The following is a 4,699-nucleotide window of genomic DNA, read 5'->3' on the forward strand; positions in this document are numbered from 1 at the left end:
AGAGGATATTTGGAATAATTATTTGAACCGAAACCCGAATTTCCACCGGTTTGTTCTCCCAATTCAAAGAGCAAAAAATCGGGATGCCCATTTTTGGACAGGTGGTAACCGCTTGCAAGTCCGCTGATTCCTCCGCCAACAATGAGAACCGGAATATGAAGCTGCTCAACAGGGTAATTAGCCGCAAAATCGAAATTTCCACGCAGCAAATGACCTCTTTCCAGCGGAGCGCCAAGTTTATTCGTAACAATTTTCTTCCTGGAATTGCTGCAAGCCAGTAAATCCGGCATCAATAGCGCAACGGTTCCCAGGGTTCCGATATATCTGACGAAGGTTCTTCTTTCCATCTTAATCAAATAAAGAATCCCATTCTTTTTCAAACAAAGGAATCAAAGCCTGATTATCCAACCGGTTGACGACTTTTTGAGAAACGCGCATATCCGCAGGGAAAAATTTCATCGCTTTGAATTCTTCATTGGAATAATACTTCAATTCCTTCGGAAGCGGGTAGGTTTTCATGTTGTTCAGATCGTAACCAAAAAGAATGTAGCCCCATTCTCCGAATGACGGAACATACGTGTGATAAGGAAGCGTTTGCAGATATGATGCTTCGATCGTGCTGTTGATACACCAGAAAGATTCTTTTGCGTAAAGAGGTGAAGTACTTTGCATAACAGCAAGCGTGCGATTGGTCATCACGCGCTGCAACGACTTGTAAAATGAAAGTGTATACAATTTCCCGACAGAATAATTGGAAGGGTCGGGGAAATCAATAATGATGGCATCGTATTTTTGATTGGCCTTATTTCTCAACCACTCAAAAGCATCTGCCTGGATCACTTTGAGCTTCGGATTGTTCAACGAGTTGTGGTTGAGTTTGGTCATTAATTCATTTTTAGAGAAAATAGACACCAGTTTCGGGTCGAGGTCCACTAAGGTAATGTGTTGAACTTGCGGATATTTCAGAATTTCGCGAACGGCAAACCCGTCTCCTCCACCCAGAACCAGGATGTTTTTCGGTTTTCTGCAGTGCGATAAAACCGGGTGAACCAATGCTTCGTGATAGCGGTATTCGTCGCGGGAATTAAATTGCAGGTGATTGTTCAGAAACAAACTGTATGCGTTTCGGTCACGCGTCAAAACAATGCGCTGGTAATTCGAATTGGTGGCATAAATGATGCTTTCGCCGTAAATTTCCGTCTCACTTATCCGGTTGATTTTTCCGGCATATACGAATGCGAATGTCAGCAATAAAGCAGCTCCGGAAGCCTGAATAAACAATAAGCTGGGTCTTCTGAGTTCTTTTCTGAAATAATAAATCAGGTAAAGAGCCAGTCCCACATTGAACAAACCAAATAAAACAGATGTTCGTGTCAGATTCAGGTAAGGAACCAACACAATCGGAAATGCGATAGAAGCAATCAGCGCACCGATGTAATCGAAGGTGAATACCTTGGACACCAAATCCCGAAACCCGACCTTGTTTTTCAGAATCCGCATAATCAGCGGAATTTCAAGTCCGACAAAAACTCCGGTTAACAAAACAAGTCCGTAAAGAATGATCCTGAAATAGCCGCTGTAACCGAAACTGATAAACAGCACGGCACTGCTTAAACCTCCGATAATACCTGTAATGATTTCAATCCGGATAAAATGCTCGATGAGGTTGTTGCGGATGAATTTGGAAAGAAATGAGCCGATTCCCATTGCAAACAGGTAAGTTCCAATGACGGTGGAAAACTGGGTAACACTATCTCCTAACAGATAACTGGCCAGCGTTCCGGCAACGAGTTCATAAATCAACCCGCAAGTTGAAATAACAAAAATGGTAAACAGGAGTAGATAATGCATATCAATGAATTGCGGAGGCGATAATAATGGCTACAGCAATCATGTAAGCACTGCCTAATAGTGCCAAAGCCATGTTTTTATTCTGCCAGATTTCCTTCCATAAGTTTTGGGGAGTCAGTTTTTCGATGATGATAAATGACAATAACAGTACAAAAATCCCTAAACCTGCATAAATTAAGGATGCTAAAACGGTATTCCAATCTACAATTGCTTTCATATGCGTTTTTATTTTAATTCATTTATAGCCATGACTACCTAACGCTTGTCTCTATCACAAGCGGTGCTTGTTCTTACTTGTGATGTACGCTTCCGTGAGTAGTATTCGGTGCATACCTGGTTCCATATTCCGATTTAAGGAGTTTAAAACTTCCTGCCTGTGCCCAGATGTAGAGAATGATCACCATTCCCAGAACAATGGAAGTAAACTTATGTTGTTTTAAGAAATTTAGCATCATTCATCATTTAATCCAAACAAACTGTCGCGTTCTCCTCTTCTCATTTGTTCGTAGTTCCTTTTCAGGACATTCAGAACGATGATTAATACGAGTAAAGGAATTACCAGGATCAGTGTATTCCACCATTCGGTTCCTCCGTAACGACCAGTCAAAAAAATGGTTTTATCTATAGTAACCGAAGAATAAATGGTTCCTTTTAAATGGTATTTTCCTCCGGGAACTTCTGATAAACCGACGGTTCCTGTTTCTTCTCCTTCTGCCCAGGAATATCCATCATCTACTCCGCTGTAATATTCTGATACTACTCCGAATTCCCGTTCTTCTCCCGTGGCTTCATTGATTAAAGTCAGGCCCAGTTCAACCCATTCATTGCTTAAGTGAACATAACTTGAAAATTCAAGATAATTTCCTGTTGCAGAGCTGTCCAGGTAAAAAGAGTTACTGACGAATTCCGGATTTTTGCTGGTTGCTTCGGAAAGCGGCAGATGAATGGTGGATTTGACAAACGTACGGTTTGCCCTGGTATTCCCGCTGATAATTGAAGCAATAACAATAAACAGAATGGTCAGTAAACCAAATTTGGTGAATTTATCTACATCCACATTTCCCAAAACGGGTTGCGCTATTCCGATTCCTTCCTTTTCCTGGGATTCGATCCGGTAATCATTGAACATGATGGAAACCTGTTTCCGGGTCATGTGCTGTCCCAGAAAACAATCTATTTTTCCGTCAGGATGTTTTTCGATGGAAATGACATGCGGTGGAGCAATGTAATCGGAGCAATTGATCTTTTTGACATCTACCAAATTGTATGGAAATTCTCCGATACAATATTTAGACTGGTAGTTGTAGCCTTGCATGAATGAGTAATCACGACCTTCAAATTCAAACGTGCTCTCAATATTGGTGAGTATTTGCTGAGCAGGAATGTTGTGATGCGTCTTCACCCAGGTGTAATTCCCGTAAGAGCAATTCAGGAAGGAAATTTCACCGGTTTCACTTAGAAGAACAATTTCTTCCCACATGTCTGAAGGTCTTGTAACAACTCTTTTGCTCACTTGACCGATCACGGTGTACTTGATCCCGTCATATGTGCCTACAGTACCGATTTTGAAATATTTCAAAAACTGGGCGTTCTGATTCGGCAGTTTTAAGTATTTCTCAAAATGATCTTTGCTGTGAATCGTTTTGCATTTGGGACAAGCAAAAATTTCCAGCTTGTTGGGAAGGTAAAGTTTGGAAACAGTCTGACATTTTGAACATTTGAATGCACGACCATGCTCATCGACAGTAAAACAAGATTCCCAATTCTTCATGTGGTAGTTCAAGATAATCGTTGCAAATATCATTAAATTATTCAAAATTCAAAGAGCCGGGTAAACGAAAAATAGAATTTCGGAAAAGGAGCTCAGGAAGCCAAATTTCTCTATTTTTGATAATCGAAAATTCCCGTATGAATCCGATTGAAGTACAACAAAGAATCGAACAGCTGACAAGTGAACTGAATCAGCATAATTACAATTATTATGTAGAAAGTAATCCGACAATAACGGATTATGAATTTGATCTTTTGCTCAAGGAACTTCAGGACCTGGAAGCTCAATTTCCGGAGTTTGCTTCAGACCTGAGCCCGACCAAACGGGTAGGTGGAGATATTACCAAAAAGTTTGAAACGGTTGTTCACCGTTTTCCGATGCTTTCGCTTTCCAATTCGTATTCAGAAGAAGAAATCATTGAGTGGGAACAACGCTTGAAAAAACTGGCATCCGGCCCCATCGAATATGTTTGTGAACTAAAATACGACGGTGTTGCAATCGGAATTCGCTATGTGAACGGGAAATTTTCCAGAGCAGTTACCCGCGGTGACGGAACGCAGGGAGAAGATATTTCGGCAAACGTGAAGACGATTCGCACCATTCCGTTGAATTTGAAAGGCGATTTTCCGGATGATTTTGAAATCCGGGGTGAAATTTTCTTCCCGAAAGCAAATTTCGAAGCAATGAATCGTCAGCGGGAAGAATTGGGAGAACCCGTTTTTGCCAATCCGCGTAACTCTGCATCCGGAACGCTCAAATCACAAGATTCGAAAGTAGTTGCAGAAAGGGGGTTGGATTGTTATTTATACGGAGTTTACGGCGATGATCTGTTGATGGAATCTCACTTTGAAAGTGTTCAGAAAGCACACGAATGGGGTTTCAAAACACCCCAGGAAAAGAATAAATACATTTTGAAGACCTCCTCGATTGAAGGAATCATGGAATTCATTCATTATTGGGACAAAGAGCGTTACAATCTGCCTTTCGATATTGATGGAATCGTTATCAAAGTAAACAATTATGATCAACAGGCTGATCTGGGCTTTACGGCCAAATCGCCACGTTGGGCAATCGCAT

General features: G+C 41.1%; 5 protein-coding genes and 1 pseudogene. 1 reads left to right on the forward strand and 5 read right to left on the reverse strand.

The window, feature by feature from the left end:
• The 5 genes from Q1V93_RS18010 to Q1V93_RS18030 form a co-directional block, all read right to left on the reverse strand.
• The coding region (locus Q1V93_RS18010) for an FAD-dependent oxidoreductase (RefSeq protein WP_300666581.1) at window positions 1–347 on the reverse strand (347 nt) is incomplete at its 3' end.
• Window position 348: 1 nt separating this feature from the next.
• Window positions 349–1,851 (reverse strand): polyamine aminopropyltransferase, encoded by a 1,503-nt coding sequence (locus Q1V93_RS18015; RefSeq protein WP_300666583.1) that lies wholly within the window; start codon window positions 1,849–1,851, stop codon window positions 349–351.
• 1 nt (window position 1,852) lies between these two features.
• Window positions 1,853–2,068 (reverse strand): DUF350 domain-containing protein, encoded by a 216-nt coding sequence (locus Q1V93_RS18020; protein WP_300666584.1) that lies wholly within the window; start codon window positions 2,066–2,068, stop codon window positions 1,853–1,855.
• 73 nt (window positions 2,069–2,141) lie between these two features.
• Entirely contained in the window at window positions 2,142–2,303 is a 162-nt protein-coding gene (locus Q1V93_RS18025; protein WP_300666586.1) for a hypothetical protein, read from the reverse strand.
• A complete protein-coding gene (locus Q1V93_RS18030; protein ID WP_300666587.1) occupies window positions 2,303–3,622 on the reverse strand; it encodes a DUF4178 domain-containing protein in 1,320 nt (439 codons plus the stop codon). The genes Q1V93_RS18025 and Q1V93_RS18030 overlap by 1 nt, the downstream gene beginning before the upstream one ends.
• 137 nt (window positions 3,623–3,759) lie before the next feature.
• Here Q1V93_RS18030 and Q1V93_RS18035 point away from each other — a divergent pair.
• A pseudogene (locus tag Q1V93_RS18035) lies at window positions 3,760–4,699 on the forward strand (NAD-dependent DNA ligase LigA); the annotation flags it as partial.

Origin of the sequence: Fluviicola sp., from assembly GCF_030151805.1 — a bacterium.
In the GTDB taxonomy this organism is placed as follows: domain Bacteria; phylum Bacteroidota; class Bacteroidia; order Flavobacteriales_D; family Crocinitomicaceae; genus Fluviicola.

Bases quoted from the DNA above. Each gene is read 5' to 3' on its own strand.
- Q1V93_RS18030 (WP_300666587.1), bottom strand. From the start codon at position 3,622: ATGAAGAATTGGGAATCTTGTTTTACTGTCGATGAGCATGGTCGTGCA.
- Q1V93_RS18025 (WP_300666586.1), bottom strand. From the start codon at position 2,303: ATGCTAAATTTCTTAAAACAACATAAGTTTACTTCCATTGTTCTGGGA.
- Q1V93_RS18020 (WP_300666584.1), bottom strand. From the start codon at position 2,068: ATGAAAGCAATTGTAGATTGGAATACCGTTTTAGCATCCTTAATTTAT.
- Q1V93_RS18015 (WP_300666583.1), bottom strand. From the start codon at position 1,851: ATGCATTATCTACTCCTGTTTACCATTTTTGTTATTTCAACTTGCGGG.